At 68.8% G+C, this 17,479-nt stretch carries 18 protein-coding genes and 1 pseudogene; 14 read left to right on the forward strand and 5 right to left on the reverse strand.

The window, feature by feature from the left end:
* Window positions 1-74: 74 nt before the first annotated feature.
* The 8 genes from SRAH_RS07615 (at window position 75) to SRAH_RS07650 (ending at window position 6,851) form a co-directional block, all read left to right on the forward strand.
* Window positions 75-494: a type II toxin-antitoxin system HicB family antitoxin gene (locus SRAH_RS07615; RefSeq protein ID WP_029462754.1), complete on the forward strand. Its 420-nt coding sequence runs from the start codon at window positions 75-77 to the stop codon at window positions 492-494.
* A 78-nt stretch (window positions 495-572) separates the two neighbouring features.
* The gene (mntA, locus tag SRAH_RS07620) at window positions 573-971 is read left to right on the forward strand and encodes a type VII toxin-antitoxin system MntA family adenylyltransferase antitoxin (RefSeq protein WP_029462755.1); all 399 of its coding nucleotides are present in this window, start codon (window positions 573-575) and stop codon (window positions 969-971) included.
* Entirely contained in the window at window positions 961-1,404 is a 444-nt protein-coding gene (gene hepT / locus SRAH_RS07625) for a type VII toxin-antitoxin system HepT family RNase toxin (RefSeq protein WP_029462756.1), read from the forward strand. The genes mntA and hepT overlap by 11 nt, the downstream gene beginning before the upstream one ends.
* Window positions 1,405-1,559: 155 nt before the next feature.
* On the forward strand, window positions 1,560-3,116 hold the full coding sequence (locus SRAH_RS13145; protein WP_029462757.1) for a methyl-accepting chemotaxis protein: 1,557 nt from the start codon (window positions 1,560-1,562) through the stop codon (window positions 3,114-3,116).
* 85 nt (window positions 3,117-3,201) lie between these two features.
* Window positions 3,202-4,785, forward strand: a complete 1,584-nt coding sequence (locus tag SRAH_RS07635) for a methyl-accepting chemotaxis protein (RefSeq protein ID WP_171816041.1) — start codon at window positions 3,202-3,204, stop codon at window positions 4,783-4,785.
* 62 nt (window positions 4,786-4,847) lie between these two features.
* Complete coding sequence (locus SRAH_RS07640) at window positions 4,848-5,750, forward strand: phosphoribosylaminoimidazolesuccinocarboxamide synthase (protein ID WP_029462759.1); 903 nt, start codon at window positions 4,848-4,850, stop codon at window positions 5,748-5,750.
* A gap of 26 nt (window positions 5,751-5,776) precedes the next feature.
* Window positions 5,777-6,175, forward strand: coding sequence for a DUF2946 family protein (locus SRAH_RS07645; protein WP_029462760.1), 399 nt, complete (start codon window positions 5,777-5,779; stop codon window positions 6,173-6,175).
* Window positions 6,176-6,299: 124 nt separating this feature from the next.
* Entirely contained in the window at window positions 6,300-6,851 is a 552-nt protein-coding gene (locus SRAH_RS07650; RefSeq protein ID WP_076607006.1) for a copper chaperone PCu(A)C, read from the forward strand.
* An 18-nt stretch (window positions 6,852-6,869) separates the two neighbouring features.
* On the opposite strand, the gene trxA is transcribed toward SRAH_RS07650, so the two are convergent.
* Window positions 6,870-7,811, reverse strand: coding sequence for a thioredoxin (trxA, locus tag SRAH_RS07655; RefSeq protein ID WP_029462762.1), 942 nt, complete (start codon window positions 7,809-7,811; stop codon window positions 6,870-6,872).
* Window positions 7,812-7,979: 168 nt separating this feature from the next.
* Here trxA and purE point away from each other — a divergent pair, with 168 nt between their 5' ends.
* The 3 genes from purE to SRAH_RS07670 all read left to right on the forward strand — a co-directional run bounded on the left by purE (window position 7,980) and on the right by SRAH_RS07670 (window position 10,803).
* Window positions 7,980-8,483 carry a 5-(carboxyamino)imidazole ribonucleotide mutase gene (gene purE / locus SRAH_RS07660; protein ID WP_029462763.1) on the forward strand — a complete coding sequence of 168 codons (504 nt, stop codon included), beginning with the start codon at window positions 7,980-7,982 and terminating at the stop codon, window positions 8,481-8,483.
* Window positions 8,480-9,718 carry a 5-(carboxyamino)imidazole ribonucleotide synthase gene (locus SRAH_RS07665; protein WP_082210125.1) on the forward strand — a complete coding sequence of 413 codons (1,239 nt, stop codon included), beginning with the start codon at window positions 8,480-8,482 and terminating at the stop codon, window positions 9,716-9,718. Before purE ends, SRAH_RS07665 begins: the two co-directional genes overlap by 4 nt.
* Window positions 9,719-9,813: 95 nt before the next feature.
* A complete protein-coding gene (locus SRAH_RS07670; RefSeq protein ID WP_029462765.1) occupies window positions 9,814-10,803 on the forward strand; it encodes an L-threonylcarbamoyladenylate synthase in 990 nt (329 codons plus the stop codon).
* A 10-nt stretch (window positions 10,804-10,813) separates the two neighbouring features.
* On the opposite strand, the gene SRAH_RS07675 is transcribed toward SRAH_RS07670, so the two are convergent.
* Together SRAH_RS07675 and SRAH_RS07680 are read right to left on the reverse strand one after the other, a co-directional pair.
* A complete protein-coding gene (locus SRAH_RS07675; RefSeq protein WP_045476681.1) occupies window positions 10,814-11,746 on the reverse strand; it encodes an anti-sigma factor family protein in 933 nt (310 codons plus the stop codon).
* 2 nt (window positions 11,747-11,748) lie between these two features.
* A complete protein-coding gene (locus tag SRAH_RS07680) occupies window positions 11,749-12,255 on the reverse strand; it encodes an RNA polymerase sigma factor (RefSeq protein WP_029462767.1) in 507 nt (168 codons plus the stop codon).
* A 214-nt stretch (window positions 12,256-12,469) separates the two neighbouring features.
* Between SRAH_RS07680 and SRAH_RS12065 the strand changes: the two genes are divergently transcribed.
* From SRAH_RS12065 to SRAH_RS07695, 3 genes are all read left to right on the forward strand, one after another.
* On the forward strand, window positions 12,470-13,759 hold the full coding sequence (locus SRAH_RS12065; protein WP_171816042.1) for a S8 family serine peptidase: 1,290 nt from the start codon (window positions 12,470-12,472) through the stop codon (window positions 13,757-13,759).
* Between the two features lie 110 nt (window positions 13,760-13,869).
* Window positions 13,870-14,424, forward strand: coding sequence for a hypothetical protein (locus SRAH_RS07690; protein WP_149028950.1), 555 nt, complete (start codon window positions 13,870-13,872; stop codon window positions 14,422-14,424).
* A 52-nt stretch (window positions 14,425-14,476) separates the two neighbouring features.
* Window positions 14,477-16,921: a bifunctional diguanylate cyclase/phosphodiesterase gene (locus SRAH_RS07695; RefSeq protein ID WP_052369132.1), complete on the forward strand. Its 2,445-nt coding sequence runs from the start codon at window positions 14,477-14,479 to the stop codon at window positions 16,919-16,921.
* Window positions 16,922-16,934: 13 nt separating this feature from the next.
* Here SRAH_RS07695 and SRAH_RS07700 read toward each other — a convergent pair whose 3' ends face one another.
* Together SRAH_RS07700 and SRAH_RS13025 are read right to left on the reverse strand one after the other, a co-directional pair.
* Window positions 16,935-17,216, reverse strand: coding sequence for a SemiSWEET transporter (locus SRAH_RS07700; protein WP_439645544.1), 282 nt, complete (start codon window positions 17,214-17,216; stop codon window positions 16,935-16,937).
* 2 nt (window positions 17,217-17,218) lie between these two features.
* Window positions 17,219-17,479: pseudogene (locus SRAH_RS13025) on the reverse strand (hypothetical protein); the annotation flags it as partial.

The following is a 17,479-nucleotide window of genomic DNA, read 5'->3' on the forward strand; positions in this document are numbered from 1 at the left end:
GGTACATCTGAATTGGGCAAGGGGCTGGAAGCGGCGATCAAACGCCAGTTGGGCTTGAAATGAGAGGTGTGGCCATGTTCGATTACCCCGTAGATCTGACGACTGATGAGAATGGTACGGTGCTGGTGACTTTTCCCGATGTACCCGAAGCCATCACTTTTGGCGCAGATGAGGATGAGGCACTGTTGCTGGCGGTGGATGCACTGGAGACCGGACTCTCGTTCTATGTCGATGCGCGCAAGCCACTGCCGACGCCTTCCTCTGCGCAGGGCCGTGCAACGGTGCGGCCTTCAGCCTTGGAGTGTGCAAAACTCGGGGTGTATCAAGCGATGACCGAGCAAGGCTTGCGCAAGACGGATCTGGCACGTCGTCTGGGCTGGCATCTGCCTCAGGTGGATCGCCTGTTTGATCTTTCTCACGCTTCACGCTTCGATCAACTCGAAGCTGCAGCCCGTGCGCTGGGTCGGCATATCGAGGTGCGTGTTTCCCAGTGAGGCTTGGGCAATCGGGTCAGACCACGGTTTTTTCAACTCCCTTCAGATGCAATGCACTGCCCCCCAGAGCGACCACCCATGATTGACCCGCCCACCGATGACTGCGCCCGCCTGCAGACGGCGCTGCGCGGTTTCGATGGCTTGGAGTTTGCCGTGCTGGTGGGCAGCCGCGCCCAAGGCACGGCCCATCCGGCCAGCGATTGGGATGTGGCGCTGTGCTGGTCCAGCGCGCTGCCCCCGTTGCAGCGCTTCGAATGGCACGAGCAGGTACGCCAGCGCCTGGCCGCTGCGCTGTCGTGCAGCGCCGAGCAAATCGATTTGATCGACCTGGCGCAAGCCCGGCTGGCCTTGCGCGCCCAAGTCGCCGAAACCGGCTTGGTGCTGCACGGTGCCGACACCTTGGCCTGGGCGCGCTTCCTGCACCGGACATGGGCCGAGCTAGAAGATTTTTACTGGAGAAAGCACCATGCGGCTTGAGCTGTACCAAGCCGAGTGCGAGCACGTGGCGCGCCTGCAGGCCGCCTTGCTGGAGCAGGCGCGCACCGGCCTGCTGCGCCCGGACGAGCCGCGCCTGTCGCCGCTGGAGCAGGCCGGGATGCTGCATGCGCTGCAAGTGAGCATAGAAAACGCGATCGGCAAAGCCAAGCACTGGCTCAAGGCGCTTGGGCAAGAGGTGCCCGTATCGGCTTACGATTCCTTTGCCGCCTTGAGCTTGGCAGGGGTCATTGATGCCGCGGCACTGGCGCAGTGGAATGCCGCCGTCGGGCTGCGCAAGCGCATCGTCCACGACTACATGAACGTGGACCTGACCCTGATCCAAGACCTCGTGCGCCAAGAAAAATACCGCTTCATCCTCGAATTTTTGCGCCGCCCGATCCACGACGAGCGGCCATCCAAGCCCCCTACATAAGCCTCAGGAAACCCCCGTACCTCAGTCCACCTTTGCCGAGCAGCGGCGCCACCCCCCCCCAGAGCAGTTCCCGAAGTGGTGGCGCAGCCTGGTTGATGAGGTGGCTCCGGACCCCGATTTCCGTGTCTCCGATTTCCGCTTGGTAAGATGTGGGTATGCAAAACCGCTCCACACGCGCCCACCTTTCGCTGCGTCAAAAACTGATCGCCGCTTTTTTGTTGTTATTTGTCGCGCTCTTGGGCACGATGGCTGGCACGTGGTGGACCTTTGACCGCATCGACCAGCAAGCCGACCGCATGGCGCAGCGCTATGCACCGCAAATCGAGCGCATTTCCGACATCCAGGTGCTGATGTTTCGCATCTCGCTCGAGGCGCGCCACGCCATGCTGGTGACCGACCCGGCCGATGGGGCCGCCACGGTGGCGCGCATCGTGGCCTTTCGCGAGCAGAAAATGAAGCTGTTCGAGGAGTTCGAGGCCCACATCACCACCGATCGCGGGCGCGAGATCGCGGCCCAGATTCGCGCCGCCGATGTGGAGTTCTGGCGCCTGGGGCAGCAGGCCGTGGGCATGGTGCAGGCCGGCGATGTGCCCGGGGCTTTCAGGCTGCTCAGCACCGACCTGGTGCCGGCACGCGACCGCATGGTGGGCCATATCGTCGAGCTGCGCCAGTGGCAGCAGCAACTCATGGCCGAGGCCATCGCCGAGGCCGACCGCGTGGCCTTCCTTGCCAAAATCACGCTGGCGGCCCTGTCCACCTTGGTGCTGCTGATCGCTGCCTGGATGGTGTGGTCGGTGCTGCGCATGATGGAGGGGGCCTTTGCCCGGGCCCAGTCGGTCACGCGCCAGATCGCGGGTGGCGAGCTGGACACCCAGGTCTGGGTCCGGCCCGGGGACGAATTTGGCAAGCTGTTCGATTCCATCTCCAGCATGCAGCAGCGCCTCAACGAGGTGGTTTCGCGCGTGCGCCAGACCTCCACGGACGTGGTCAGGGCGGCCTCGGAGCTGGACCACACCAACCACGACCTGAGCCACGTCACCGGGCAGCAAAGCGAGGCCATCGAAGCCACCGCCGAGCACGCGCGCAGCATGACCGGGGCCATCGAATCGAGCGCCAGCAACGCCGACAACGTCAGCCGCTTGGCCGGCAAGGCGTCCGAAATCGCCTCGCAAGGTGGGCAGGCCGTGACCGAGGTGGTGCAAGAAATGCAGCGCATCGACGAGGCCTCGCGCCGCATTTCCGAGATCGTGAGCGTGATCGACGGCATCGCCTTCCAGACCAACATTCTGGCGCTCAACGCCGCCGTAGAAGCGGCCCGCGCCGGCGAGCAAGGGCGCGGTTTTGCGGTGGTGGCCGGCGAGGTGCGCTCGCTGGCGCAGCGCAGCACGCAGGCGGCGCGCGAGGTCAAGCAGCTCATCGAAACCTCGACCCAGCGCGTGCAGACCGGATCGGCCGCTGCCGAGAATGCGGGCCAGACCATGCAGCGGGTGGTGGAGTCGGTCGATGAGCTCTCGCGCCTGATGGGCTCGATTGCCCAAGCCACGGCGCAGCAGCGCGCCAGCGCCCAAGAGCTGGACCGTGCCGTGGGTTCGCTGCACGACTCGTCGCAGCAGAGTGCCGACGTGGTGCAGCGCTCGCAAGAAACCGCCGCGCGCTTGCGCCAGCAGGCCAACGACTTGGATGAGACCATGGGGGCTTTCCGGGCGGCCTGAAGGGGGCCGGGGAGGGTTGGCTTGCTGGCTGTATCATGGGCGCAAGCGGTTTGCAGCCGCCCTGCTCAACCCAAAATGCTCTGCCATGCAAAACTCCCATTCGGGTACCCATTCAGGCTCCCTCGGCCGCAAATTGGTTTTCACCATCGTGGTGTTGTTTTCCACTTTGGCGATCACCTCTTTTGCCAGCTGGGTAATTTTGAACTACCTCGGCAACCACTCCGAGCGCTTGGCGCAGCAACACATGCCCCAAGTGCAGCGCATTGCCGACGCTCAGGTGCTGATGTTTCGCATCTCGCTCGAAGCGCGCCAAGCCATGCTGGTCAGCGATACCGCAGCCAAGCAACAGTCTTTGGAGCGCATAGGCGCTTTCCGGCAGCAAAAGCTCGAACTCCTGCAGCAGTTTGAAGCCGCCATCGACACCGAGCGCGGGCGCGAGATTTTTGCCCAAATTCGCGCCGCCGACGCCGATTTCTGGCGCCTGGCGCAGCAGGTGGCGGGCAAAATCCAGGCCGGCGACAGCGCCGGTGCCTTTGCCCTGCTGCAATCCGATCTGGTGCCGGCGCGCGACCGCGTGCTGCAAGGCATGGCCGAGCAGCGCCAGTGGCAGCAGGAAAAGGTTGACAGCGCCCTGCAAAGCACCGAGCGCATCACCTTCAACACCAAGCTGGCCTTGGCCGTCGTCACCTCGCTGGTGTTCCTGATTGCCGCCTACAACGCGCACACCTTCATGCTCACCATGCGCTCGTCCTTTGCCCGGGTGCAGCGGGTGGCGCACCGCATTGCCAACGCCCGCTCCACCGAAACCGACCCGCCCAACCGGGGCGACGAATTCTCCTCGCTGTTTGCCACCATTGCCGACATGGAGCAGCGCCTCAACGCTGTCGTCTCCAAGGTGCGCCAGGCCTCCGGCCAGGTGCTCAGCGCAGCGGCCGAGCTGGACCAATCCAGCGCCGACCTGCGCACCGTCACCGACCAGCAAACCGGGGCCATCGAGTCCAGCGCCGAGCACGCGCGCAGCATGACCGGCGCCATCGAGTCCAGCGCCAGCAACGCCGACAACGTCAGCCGCTTGGCCGGCAAGGCGTCCGAAATCGCCTCGCAGGGCGGCCAGGCCGTGACCGAGGTGGTGCAAGAAATGCAGCGCATCGACGAGGCCTCGCGCCGCATTTCCGAGATCGTGAGCGTGATCGACGGCATCGCCTTCCAGACCAACATCCTGGCGCTCAACGCCGCCGTGGAAGCGGCGCGTGCCGGTGAGGCCGGGCGCGGCTTTGCGGTGGTGGCCGGTGAGGTGCGCTCGCTGGCGCAGCGCAGCACGCAGGCGGCGCGCGAGGTCAAGCAGCTCATCGAAACCTCGACCCAGCGCGTGCAGACGGGTTCTGTAGCCGCACAAAACGCGGGCCAAACCATGCAGCGGGTGGTGGAATCGGTCGATGAGCTCTCGCGCCTGATGGGCTCGATTGCCCAGGCCACGGCGCAGCAGCGCGCCAGCGCCCAAGAGCTGGACCGCGCCGTGGGCTCGCTCAACGAATCGGCGCGCAGCAGCGCCGCCGTGGTGCAGCGCTCGCAAGAAACCGCCGCCCGCTTGCGCGATCAGGCGCACGACCTGGACGAGACCATGGGGGCTTTCCACGCCGAAGGCGGCAGCGGCTTGCAGCGCGCCTGAAGCGGGCGCGCTTGGGTGTGGCCGTCTGGTGTGGCCGTCTAAGCAGCCGCTACACTTCGGGCATGAGCAACGCACTGCACACCTCCACCCTCCAATCTTTGCCGCTGCTGGCGCGCGGCAAGGTGCGCGACAACTACGCCGTGGGCGACGACCGCATCCTGATGCTGGCCTCGGACCGCATCAGTGCCTTCGATGTGGTGATGAGCCAAGCCATACCCGGCAAGGGCGAGCTGCTCACGCGCCTGAGCCTGTTCTGGTTCGATTACCTAGGCCGCCTGGGGCTGTGCCCCAATCACCTCACCGGCGCCGCGCCCGAGAGCGTGGTGAGCGCGGCCGAACAGCCGCTGGTGCGCGGCCGCTCGATGCTGGTGCAGCGCCTGCGCCCGATTCCGGTGGAGGCGGTGGTGCGCGGCTACCTAGCCGGCAGCGGCTGGAAGGAGTACCAAGCCAGCGGCTGCGTCTGCGGCGTGCCCTTGCCACCGGGCTTGGTGAATGCGGCGCAGTTGCCCGTGCCCATCTACACCCCGGCGGCCAAGGCGCAGCAGGGCGAGCACGACGAAAACATCACCTTTGAACAAACGGTGCAGATGATCGGCCCGGAGCTGGCCGAGCAGATTCGCCGCGTCTCGATTGCCCTGTACCAAGCGGCAGCGGCCTATGCGCTGGGCAAGGGCATCATCATTGCCGACACCAAGTTCGAGTTCGGGCTCGACCCAGCCGGCCAACTGGTGCTGATGGACGAGGTGCTCACCCCCGACAGCTCGCGCTACTGGCCGCTGGAGCAGTACCGCGCCGGGGCCAACCCACCGAGCTTTGACAAGCAGTATCTGCGCGACTGGTTGGAGACGGCAACCGTGGCGGGCCAGCCCTGGAACAAGGCCGCCCCGCCACCGGCGCTGCCGCCCGAAGTGATCGCGCAAACCGCCGCCAAGTACCGCGAAGCCTTGCAGCGGCTGCTGGGCTAAGGCCAAGCCCCAAAAGGCCCACAAGCATGCCCTTGCAAGCCCTGCGCCGCAACTCGCTGATCTGGCTGGCTTGTGCCCTGCTGTGGCTGGCGGCGCTGCTGCCCACGCTGAGCCAAAGCGTGCTGGCGCAGCCGCTGCGCGAAGGCTGGGTCGAGGTGTGCAGCGGCAGCGGCATGGTCTGGGTGCGCGCCGACTGGGAAGCACCACGGCCCAACCCCACACACGAAAACGCCGCCGCTGCCCCGGCCTGCGACTGGTGCCTCAAGCACCCAACCCCGCCAGCGCTGGGGCCTACCCCAGCGCTGGTCTGGCTCAACGCGGCTGGCCACAGCGCCCCTGCGGCTGCCGGCGCCCAGCGCATCGGGCACACCACCCAGTGGTGGCCTGCGCTGCCCCGCGCACCCCCCTTGCACACGCTGGCATGAACGGGCGTGCGCTGGTTTGCAGCGCCGCCTTAATTTGTTTGCACCACCGCCGGGCACGAGCTCTGACGTGCCGGGGGCGTGCGTGCTTTGGAATTTTGTTTTATCCCCTTGCAAGGAGATTGTCATGCGTGCTTTTATTTTTTCCCTCGCCTTGGTTTGCTGCACCTTGGTGGGCACCGCCGCCGCGCAAAGCCCGGTGGTCACGGTGAGCGAGCCTTGGGTGCGCGCCACCGTGGCGCAGCAAATGGCCACCGGGGCTTTCATGCGCCTGAGTGCCAGCCACGACGCGCGGCTGGTGGCAGCCAGTTCCCCCGTGGCCGGCGTGACCGAAATCCACGAAATGAGCATGGTCAATGACGTGATGCGCATGCGCGCCGTGGCCGGCCTGGACTTGCCTGCTGGGCGCACGGTGGAGCTGCGACCCGGTGGCTACCACGTGATGTTGATGGACTTGCGCCAGCCGCTGAACGCGGGCGAGCGCGTGGCCATCACGCTGGTGTTTGAAGACCGGGCGCAGCGGCGCTTCACGCAGCAGGTCGAGGCCCCCGTGCGGGCCCTGGGCATGGGGGCCGCTGCTGGGCATGGGCACGGCGGTGGCGGCATGGGCGCGCACACGCCACCCGCTGGGCATGGAGGCCACGGCGGACACGGACACGGCGGGCCGCAGCGCCCCTGAAGTGGCTGCGCCCGGGCTTTAGTTCAAAGCCATGCTGAGCCGGCGCCGGTAGCGCGCCACCAGCTCGCGCTGCGGGTCGGTGGGGGCGCTGGCCTTGCCCGACAGCTCGATGCCGCCGGCGCTCTTGCCCGCCAGCGCCGGGTCGGCTTTGGGGGCGGGTGGCGTCATCAGCTCCAGCAGCCCGATGTAGGTCTTGCGCGCCAGCTCGTCGGCCCAGCGGCGGTCGCGACCGATGATTTCCAGCAGCTCATCGAGCGCGGCCGGCCACTCGCCCAGGGCGATCAGCAGGCGGCTCTTGGCCATGCGGGTCTCGAAATCGCGTTTGTCTTTGGCAATGAGCTCATCGAAACGCTCCAGCGGCCACTGGCCGCGCGCGTCGGTGGCAGCAAACAGCAGCGCGTTGAGCCAGTGCGAGAGCGCCTCGAAGCGCAGTTGCAGCGGAATTTGCGCCAGCGCCGGGGCCAGCGCCAGCTCGGCCTGCTCAAACTGCCCTGCCGCAATCAGATGCCGCACGCAATCGAAGCGCAAATCGTCGTTGGCGGGCTCGGCGTGCAGGCGCTGCAGCAGCCGCTCCAAGTGTTCTTCCTCGCTCAAATCGGCGGGTTCGGGCTCCTCATCCTGCGGCACCGGCGCCAGCTCGGGCAGGTGCTTGTCGAGGAAGGCGCGCAACTGGCCTTCGGGCAGCGCACCGGCAAAGCCATCCACGGGCTGGCCGTCGATCAGCAGCACGCAGGTGGGGATGCTGCGGATGCCAAAGGCCGCCGCCAGTTGCTGCTGCTGGTCGGAGTCGATCTTGACCAGCTTGAAGCGGCCCTGGTAGGCGATTTCGAGCTTTTCCAGCAGCGGGCCGAGGGTGCGGCAAGGCCCGCACCAGGGGGCCCAAAAATCCACCAGCACCGGCACGTGCGCCGAGGCGGCAATGACTTCGGTTTCAAAATTGGCTAAGGTGACGTCGATCATGGCGTGGGGTTACAGGGTATGGGAGGTGCGGCCCCCTGCGGCGCTGCGGCGGGCCGTTGCAACTGCCATTGTCGCCCAAAGCCAAGCCTTAAAATCGCCCCTTTGACCTGGGGCCCTCCAAGTGGGCGGCACCGGCCACCTTGGGCAAGGGCTGCGATGGACGACTATATGAGTGCAACAGTGCAAATCGGCGTGGTGATGGGTTCCAGCTCCGACTGGGACACGATGCGCCACGCGGTCGAGATTTTGCAGCAAATGGGCGTGCCACACGAGGCGCGCGTGCTCTCGGCGCACCGCATGCCCGACGACATGTTTGCCTACGCCGAAAGCGCGGCCGGGCGCGGCCTGCAAGCCATCATCGCCGGCGCGGGGGGGGCCGCACACCTGCCGGGCATGCTGGCGGCCAAGACCACGCTGCCGGTGCTCGGGGTGCCGGTGGCCAGCAAGGCGCTGGGCGGGGTGGATTCGTTGCACAGCATCGTGCAAATGCCCAAGGGCATACCGGTGGCCACCTTTGCCATTGGCGCCGCCGGAGCGGCCAACGCGGCGCTGTTTGCCGTGGCGCTGCTGGCGCTGCACGACCCGGCCCTGCTGCAGCGCCTGCAAGCCTTTCGCAGCGCCCAGACCGAGGCCGCCCGCGCCATGACGCTGCCCCCGCAGCCCACGCCATGAGCCGCCAGCCGCACCCGACCCAGCCACTGCCGCTGCTGCTGCCCGGCACCTTGAGCCACGCAGGGCAGCCCACCACCCTGGGCGTGCTCGGCGGCGGCCAGCTCGGGCGCATGTTTGTGCAGGCGGCGCAGCGGCTGGGCTATGCCTGCGCGGTGCTGGAGCCCGAAAGCCACAGCCCGGCGGCACTGGCCTGCCCACAGCACATCCAAACCGACTACGCCGACCCGCAGGGCCTGGAGCAATTGGCGCAGCGCTGCGACGCCATCACCACCGAGTTTGAAAACGTGCCGGCCCAGGCGCTGCAATGGCTGGCGCAGCGCCTTCCAGTTGCGCCCGGTGCCGCTGCGGTGGCGCTGGCGCAAGACCGGATCGCCGAAAAAGCCCACTTCAGCGCCTGCGCGCCCGCCAGCGGCGTCGGCCCAGCCCCCTATGCGGTGATCGAAACCGCGGCCGATCTGCACGCGGTGCCGGCTGCGCTGCTGCCCGGCATCCTCAAAACCGCGCGCCTGGGCTACGACGGCAAAGGCCAGCAGCGGGTGCGCACGCCGGCCGAACTGCAAGCCGCGTGGCAGCACCTGGGCCAAGTGCCCTGCGTGCTGGAACGCCTGCTGGCGCTCCAAGACGAGCTGTCGGTGATCGTGGCGCGCGGCCGCGACGGCCAGGTGGTGCACTACCCACCCCAGCGCAACCTGCACCGCGACGGCATTTTGGCGCTCACCCAAGCCTGCCCGGGCCAGTTGGCGCCGGGGTTGGCGCAGCGCGCCGTGGCCGCCAGCCGCTTGATCGCCGCCCAACTGGGCTATGTGGGCGTGCTGTGCATCGAGTTTTTTGTGATCGACGACGGCAGCGCCGAAGGCGCGCTGGTGCTCAACGAAATGGCCCCGCGCCCGCACAACAGCGGCCACTACACGCTCGACGCCTGCGATGTATCGCAGTTCGAGCTGCAGGTGCGCACCCTAGCCGGCCTGCCACTGCCCGCCCCGCGCCAGCACAGCCCGGCGCTGATGCTCAACCTGCTGGGCGAGCTCTGGTTCGACGCCCAAGGCCAGCCGCGCCATCCCGACTGGGCCGCCGTGCTGGCGCTGCCCGGCGCGCACCTGCACCTGTACGGCAAGCTCGAAGCCCGCCCCGGGCGCAAGATGGGGCACCTGACCCTGACCGGCGCCACCCCAGAGCAGGCGCAGGCCACGGCACGCACGGCGGCGGCCATACTGGGCATCGCGCCGTGGCCCTGACGCTCGACTTGCGCGCCTTGGGCAGCGCCTTGGGCACGGCTGCGGATGAGGCCGCGGATAGAGCGTGCGGCGCAGCCGCTGCCAGCCTAGAGCCGCTGCTGCAGCGCGCCTGCGCCCAGCTGCAAGCCGGCCGCCTGCTCGCCCTGCCCACCGAAACCGTCTATGGCCTGGCCGCCGACGCCGATGCGCCCGAGGCGGTGGCGCGCATCTTTGCCGCCAAGGGCCGCCCGGCCGACCACCCGCTGATCGTGCACGTAGGCGGCCGCCAGCCCGCGCAGTGGCAAGCGGCGGTGGCGCACTACGCCAGCGCCTGCCCCGACTTTGCCCTGCGCCTAATGGCCGCGTGCTGGCCCGGCCCGCTGACGCTGATCTTGCCGCGCCGCCCCGGCGTGGCCAGCGCCGCCGCCGGTGGGCAAGGCAGCATCGGGCTGCGCTGCCCGGCGCACCCGGTGGCACAAGCCGTGCTGCTGGCGGCCCAGCGCGTGGGCCTACACGGCCTAGCGGCCCCGAGCGCCAACCGCTTTGGCCGCCTAAGCCCCACCCGCGCCGAGCACGTGGCCGACGAATTTGCCGGCCTGCTCAGCGACGAAGAACTGCTGATCCTGGATGGCGGCCCCTGCCCGGTGGGCATCGAATCGACCATCATCGACTGCAGCCGCGGCCAGCCGGTGCTGCTGCGCCCCGGTGTGCTGCCCCTAAGCACCCTGGAAGCCGCCGCCGGCCAGCCGCTGGCCGCACGCGACGCCGCCGCCCCGCGCGCCTCCGGCACCCTGAGCGCGCACTACGCACCGCGGGCCCGCTTGCGCCTGATGCCCGCGGCCGAGATGCAAGCCGCGCTCGACCTGCTCGGCCCCGAGGCGCGCCATTTGGCGCTCTACAGCCGCAGCCCGCTGCGCTGCGCCAGCGCCCACGTGGCACACGAGCGCATGCCGCAGCAGGCCAGCGCCTGCGCGCACGAATTGTTTGCGGTGCTGCGCGCGCTCGACCGCCCCGGCACCCGCTTGATCTGGGTTGAAACCCCGCCCGACGACCCGGCGTGGGACGGCGTGCGCGACCGGCTGCAGCGCGCGGCAGCGGCGGGCTGAATACGAGACCTCAGGGCCGTGGCGCTGGCCCCTGCCAGCCTGCCGCCAGGCGCGCCTGCTCCTCGGCGGCCGGCAAAAATTCGACTGCGCCCAAGCGCTCGTAAAAATCCTGCAACGCCGCCTGCTGGGCCCCGCTGGCGGTCACGAAGCCGCCCTCGGGCAGGGTTTCGGTGGCGGCAAAGGCCACTGCCCAGCCGCTGTCCGGGGTTTGGCACAGCACCGCCAGCGTCTGCGTCACCTGCGCCGCCCCAACCCGGCTCTCTTGCAACTCGCGGCAATGCTGCCCCGGAGCGCGCTCAAAACTGCCCATCAGCTCCAGCGTGTCGGCCCCCCTGCGCAGAACCTGGCCACTGGGCAACGCCTGCAGCGCCGTCAGCACCCGCTCATCGCGCACCGGGGCTTGCTCCTGCGCCCAGTGCGGCTGCAGCGCCGGGGCCTGCACCCCGGGCCCGGCGCGCCACAGCAGCAGCAGCGCCAGCGCGGCCAAGGAGGCCAGCGCCAGCCCCTGCCAGAGCCACGGCGCGGCCCCTGCGCCACCCGACCCGCCTGCACCGCCAAAGCCGCCCGCGGCCGACCCGCCTCCCGCGCTGCCCGCTCCCCCCAAGGGCCCACCCCGCTGACCCAGCACGGCCCCGGCCCAATGGCGCAGCAGCCGCCGCCACGGGCTGGGCCCGGCCTGCGCTCCCTGCTCCGCGGCGCTCTGCGCCAGCGGCGGCCAAGGCGCGCTCATAATCGCTGCCACCAAATGCGGTGGCACCGGCTCCTGCAATTTGGCCTGGAAAGCCGAGCGGATCGACTCGCCTTGCTCCACCAGCGCCTGCAAGCGGCTGCGCAGCGCGGCATCTTGCTCCAGCGCCTGCTCCACGCGCAGGTAGTCTGCCTCGGCTTCGAGTTGCCCATCCAAATAAGCCAGCAGGGTGCTCTCGTCAATCGCCATCTTCATGCTCATATTCCTTTGCCTTGGTGGCCCAGCCCTTCGGCCAACTTGGCCCGTGCCCGCGCCAGCCGGCTCATCACGGTGCCGATCGGCAGCTCCAGCGCCGCCGCCGCTTCCTTGTACGACAAACCCTCGACCGCCACCAGCAGCAGCACCGCGCGCTGCTCCTCGGGCAGTTCGGCCACCAGCCGCCGCACCTGGCGCGCCTCGCTGCGCGACTCCAGTTGCGTGCGCCCGTCGTCGCCCATCAACTCATCGAAACCCTCGTCCCACGATTCGGTCTGCTGGCGCTGGCGGGTGCGGTACTCATCCAGCCAAGTGGTCTGCAATATGCGAAACATCCAACTGGCCAGACTGGTGCCGGGCTGATACTGGTGCCAGCGCTCGATCGCCTTCAGGCAACCACTCTGCACCAGATCGTCGGCCTGATGCCCGTCGCCGGTGAGCCCGTAGGCAAAGCGGCGCAAGCGGGGCAGCAGGCTGATGAGTTCGGCGCGCGGGTCGCTGGGGTTCATGTCGGGTTTCTGCAAGTGACAACGATCGGGGGCGCGCTTTATTCCGCGATGGCGCAGCGCCGTGCTTTGCGATAGAGTCTAAACCGTGATGCTGCCCTCCACCACCCTGCGCCCCCGCGTGTGCGCCGCCCACCGCGCCCTACGCCTTGGGCCTGCCAGGGCTGGGCTGCTGGCCGTGCTGGGTTTTTTGGGCCCGCTACTCTGGCTTCCCCCCTTGGGCACTGCCCCCAGCCCGGGCTCCGCTGCGGTGTGGGCCGACGACGGGGGCGGCGACAGCGGCGGTGACGACGGGGGTGGCGATGACGGCGGCAGCGCTTCGGATGCCGGCGGCAGCGGCAGCGCAGCCGATGGCGGCGGTTCAGGCGCCGACCCCGCGCCCGCATGGGGCTGGTTCGCCGCAGCCCAGCGCGCCGACGAACACCTGCCCCATGAGCTGCTGGCCCTCAACCCCAGTTCGGCGGCGCTGGCCTATGCCAGGTTGCAAACGGGTGTCGAGGTGCTCGAGACGCGCAACCTGCGCGGTTTGGGCCTGCAGGTGGTGCGCCTGCGCCTGCACGGTGTGGCCGCTAGGGCCACGCTGGAGCGCTTGCGCACCTTTGACCTAGGCACCTTTCATTTGCAGCACCTGTACGCGCTGGCGCAAACGCCCGCTGCGGCAGCGGCTACCGACGGGCCGCGTTCGGAACCCATTTCCCCCTCCAAACAAGCCATTGGTTGGCCCGCCGCAAGCGCGGCCTGTGGGCGGCGCCAGGTGCTGGGCATCGTCGACACCGAGGTGCAGCTCAGCCATCCGGCGCTGCGCGGCGCGCAGATTCGCAGCCAGCGCCAACTCACCCCCGAGCAAACCGCGGTGGCCGACGACCACGGCACCGCCATTGCGGCGCTGTTGGTGGGCCAGCCCGCCGGGGGCTACACCGGCTTGATGCCGCGTGCGCGCCTGCTGGCAGCGGCCCCGTTTTACCGCCTGCCTTCAGGCCAAACGCGCGCCGACGCCTTGGGCTTGGCCCTCAGCCTGGACTGGCTGGTGGGGCAGGGCGCGCAGGTGATCGGCATGAGCCTGGCAGGCCCGCGCAACGCCGTGCTCGACGCCGCGCTGGAGCGCGCCCGCGCCCGGGGCGTGGTGGTGGTGGCCGCAGCCGGTAACGGCGGGCGCGCCGCCGCGCCGGCCTTTCCCGCCGCCCACCCGTCCACCTTGGCCGTCACGGCCCTGACCCCGGCGCAGGCGGTGTATCGGCGCGCCAGCCAAGGCGAGCACATCCGCTTTGCGCTGCCCGGCGCCGATCTGCCCACCTTGGGGCGCGACGGCGCCCTGCAACGGCGCAGCGGCACCTCGTTTGCGGTGCCGTTTTTGGTGGCGCTGGTGTCGCAGTCGCTGCACGAGCGCCAGCTCAGTGCCGCGCAGTGGTTCAGCGGCCAAGGCATGGCGCTGCAAGACCTTGGCGCCCCCGGGCGCGACCCGGTTTTTGGCTGGGGCCTGCCGCGCGTGACGCCGCGCTGCGTCTGACGGGGCGCGGCAACACGCAGGGATTTTGATCCTGCAACCGCTGGGGCGGAATAAATCGGGCGCAGCCGCGTTGTCGCTGCAACACCCGATTGTTTTTTGCGAGCCGCCCCATGTTGTCCTTCCTCACCACCCTGCCACGCCACTTCAGCCACCTGCTGCACGCCGCGGTGGCAGAACCCGCTCAAGCCGCCGCCGGCGCCACGGTGCAAGTTCGCTGGCGCCTGATCAACCCCGAGCTGGGCTTGGCGGCCTGGGTGGCCCAGACCGAGCCCGATGCCGCCTCCCCGCGCCTAGGTGCCGCGCCCTTGGGCAGCGCCATTTTGGTGTTGATCGACCCCGAAGACTGCGATGCGCCGCGCGAGTGGGCGCGCCAACTGGCTGCCGAGCACCCGGGGCACCCGGTGGTGCTGCCGCTGTGGCAGCACGAGCGCCTGCAGCGTGCTGGCGTGCCGGCCGAAGTGGCGCTGCAATTGCTGCTGCAGCACTTGCGCGACGACGGCTTGGTGGGCGCAGCACCCCCCATGGTGCTCAGCGTCGACAAAACCCGCGCACTGGCGCGCGGCTATGTGCAGCGCTATCATGGGTCCGTGCAAACCTTGGCACGCTCCGGCGGTGCTCAAGCGTCCCACGCCGGAGCACCAGCGCTCCAGCGGCTGCTGGCCTGAGCGGTTTGTGAAAGCAGGGATCGTGCACGGCCTCTTATCCGATTGACCCCCCTTGAGCCCCGCCCTTTTATCTTGGTGGCAACGCCAGCGCCTGGCCAGCCGCTTGCTGCTGGCTTCGGTGGGCTTGGTGTTGCTGATGCTGCTGCTGCTGTTTGCTTTTGTGCAAGCGCTCATCACGCAGCAGGCCGAGCGGCAACTAACGCACGAGCTGCAGGCCGCCGAGCGGGTCTGGCGCAGCCTGCTGCAGCAGGAATCGAAGCGCTTGCTCGATGGCGCCAGCTTGCTGGCTTCCAACCACGAACTGCGCCGCGCCCTGGGGCGCAAAGACATGGCGCAGATGGAGTCGGCGCTGGCGCTGGAGGGCGAGCGCATCGGAGCCCAGATCACGGCTGTGCTCGACCCCGACCTGCGGCTGCAAGTCACCAACCCGCTCGACTCGCTGTTCTTGCTCTGGCTCAAGCACAACGCCTACCCACAGATGGCCCGCTCACCCAGCCCGGCTGGCAGCGACCAGCCACCCGCCTGGCTGCAAGACGCCGACTCGCTGGCCCGCTTGCTGCAGGCACTGGCTGAGCACACCACGCGCGACCGCCAGCGTTCGGTGCTGGCCCTGCTGGGCGGCGCGCCGTACCAGTTCGTCGCGGCCCCTATCGTGGACCAAAACCTGAACCGGGTGCAGGGCTGGGTGCTGATGGGTTTTGCCCTGGCGCCTGCGCTGGCGACCCAATTGCACACCGACCTGGAAGTGCACGTGGCGCTGCTGGCCGCGCCCAGCCAGCAAGCCACCAGCCTGGTCTTTAGCACCTTGGACCAGCCCCCGCCCGGGCTGGAAGCCGTGAATGGCCACGTCTGGATCGACAACCACCGCTACGCCCGCCACCCGGTGGCCTTACCGGCCTGGGGGGGCGAGTTGCACACGGTGTTGCTGCGCTCGCACACCCAGGCCATGGCGCCGTTCGTGCAGTTGCAAGTGGGGTGGGCGCTGCTCAGCCTTGGCGGGCTGATCTTGTTTGGCTGGGCCAGTTGGCGCAGCATGCGCCGCATCACCGGCCCGCTGGCGCTGTTGCAGCGCGCCGCCCGCTCACTGGAGCAAGGCCGCTTTGACGCCACCTTGCCGCCCAGCAGCGGCCACGATGAGGTGTCGCAGCTCAGCCGCGGCTTTGAGGCCATGCGCCAGAGCCTGGCCGAGCAGCAAACCGAGATTCGGCGCCTGGCCTACCGCGACCGCCTCACCGGCTTGCCCAACCGGCAGCGCTTCGTGGAGGCGGTGGAGCTGGCACTGGGCCAACAAAACGCCGGCCAGCCCCCGCTGTCGGTGCTCACGCTCAACCTCGACCGCTTCAAGCACGTCAACGAGGTCATGGGCTATGCCTTTGGCGACGAGTTGCTGCGCGCGGTGTCGCAGCGGCTGCTGGAGGCGGTCGGCCCAGGGCAGCTGCTGGCCCGCCTTGGGGGCGACGAATTTGGTGTTTTGCTCAGCGGTTTGTCGGCCCCGCAGGCGCTGGAGCAGGCGCGCCTAATTTTGGCGCAACTGGCGGCCGGGGTGGTGATCAGCGGGCAGCGGGTGGACGTGCGCGCCAGCGCCGGCTTGGCCGAAGGACCGCGCGACGCCAACGAGGCGGGCGGACTGGTCAACCGCGCCGAAATGGCCATGCGCCAGGCCAAGCGCCGCACCGCCGGCGTGCTGTGTTTTGTGCCCGAGCACGACCGCAGCCAGGTGGCCGATTTGTCGCTGCTGGGCGCCATGCGCGACGGCATTGCGCGCGGCGAACTGCGGCTCTATCTGCAACCCAAGCTGCCGCTGCTGCCCACGCGGGCGGTGGCCGCCGAGGCACTGCTGCGCTGGCAGCATCCGACCGAGGGGCTGATTGCGCCGGCGCGCTTCATCCCCTTTGCCGAGCAGACCGGCTTTATCTCGGAACTCACGACCTGGGTCATCGACGCCTCCGCCCAGGCCAGCGCACAATGGGCACAGCAGGGGTTTGTGTGCCCGATTGCGGTCAATGTTTCGACCCGCGACCTGCTCGACCCCACTTTTGCCGACCGGGTGACGGCCTGCTTGGCGCGGCACCGGGTCGATGCCAGCCAGATCAGCCTCGAGATCACCGAAAGCGCCCTGATGGAGGACCCCGAGCGCGCCTTGGCGACCCTGCACCAGCTCGCCGCCCTTGGGCTCGACTTGGCGATCGACGACTACGGCACCGGCTATTCGTCCCTGACCTACCTCAAGCAACTGCCGGTGCAAACGCTCAAGATCGACCAGACTTTTATTGGCCAGATGGCCAGCGACAGCCGCGACGCCGCCATCGTGCAATCCTCGCTCGACCTGGCGCACCAACTGGGCTTGCGGGTGGTGGCCGAGGGGGTGGAAGACGCCGCCACGCTGCAGCGCCTGCGCGCTTGGGGCTGCGACTGGGCGCAGGGCTACCACATCGCCAAACCGATGCCGTGGGAGCAGTTCGCGCCTTGGTGGGCGTGGCAGCACCAGCCGAGCTGAGCGCGCTGACCGTTTAGCCGCGCGCGTTGCCGGGCGTGCGCCCAAAGCGCAGCTTCATGCCCAAAATGCCCAGCGCCAGGCTGAGCGTGACCGCGTTGGCGATGATGATGGGCCACGCACCCAGCAGCCAGCCATAGACCAGCCACAGCGCCACGCCGAGCGTGAAGGCGCTGTACATGGCCAGTGAAATGCCGCTCACATCGCGTGTGCGCCAGGTGTGCCACGCCTGCGGAATGAAGCTGACGGTGGTGAGCAAGGCGGCTAGACTGCCGATCAGCTCGCCCCAAGCGGGCATGCTCATGCCCGTTGCCGAGTGGTGTCGGTTTGGGCTGGCGCTGCACCTGCGGGGGATGCCGTGGGAACCGACTTGGGGGCGGCTGCGTGCAGCTCGCGGTTGTGCTGCACGATCAGCAGCGCCAGCAAGGCCGAGGCCACGCGCGCCTGCGGCCCGTCGGCGCGGCTGGTGAGCGCAATGGGTACGCGGGCGCCGAGCACGATGCCCGATCCGGTGGCCCCGGCCAGGTATTCGAGCTGCTTGGCCAGCATATTGCCGCTCTC

Origin of the sequence: Serpentinimonas barnesii (assembly GCF_000696225.1) — a bacterium.
Classification (GTDB): Bacteria; Pseudomonadota; Gammaproteobacteria; order Burkholderiales; family Burkholderiaceae_C; genus Serpentinimonas; species Serpentinimonas barnesii.